At 71.5% G+C, this 544-nt stretch carries 1 protein-coding gene; it reads left to right on the top strand.

Annotated features, from left to right (window positions below):
* Nucleotides 1-544: SDR family oxidoreductase (locus tag GVL52_RS31775; protein WP_160012694.1), on the top strand; the 544-nt coding region annotated here is incomplete at both ends.

Below are 544 nucleotides of genomic sequence, written 5' to 3'. Positions count from 1 at the left end.
CTTCCACGACGAAGCCGCCGTGCGCGCCCTGCTGCCGCGGGTGGCAGAGACGCTCGGCGCGGTGGATGCCGTGGTCAACAGCGCGTCGCTCTTCGAGCACGACGACGCGGCCAGTTTCGGATTCACGGCCCTCGAGAAGCACCTGCGCAGCAACACCGCCGCGCCGATCCTGCTGGCGCAGGCGCTGCATGCGCACCTGGCCACGCGCGGCGGCGCACAAGCCCGCCCTCCGCAGGGCGTGGTCGTGAACCTGCTCGACCAGAAGCTCTGGAACCCGAACCCCGATTTCCTGAGCTACACGCTCTCCAAGGCCGCGCTCGAATCGGCCACCACCCTGCTCGCCCAGGCCCTGGCGCCGCGCGTGCGCGTGGTGGGCGTGGCGCCCGGCCTCACGCTCACGAGCCACATGCTGTCCGACGAGAAGTTCCGCGAGTTGCACCGCCAAAGCCCGCTGGGCCGCTCCTCCACGCCCGAGGACGTGGCCGGGGCCGTGCGCTTCGCGCTGGAGAACCGCTCGATCACCGGCACCACGCTGCTGGTGGAC

Origin of the sequence: Rhizobium sp. 18055, from assembly GCF_902706285.1 — a bacterium.
Lineage (GTDB): Bacteria > Pseudomonadota > Alphaproteobacteria > Rhizobiales > Rhizobiaceae > Rhizobium.
This window is presented reverse-complemented; position numbering and strand designations above follow the sequence as displayed.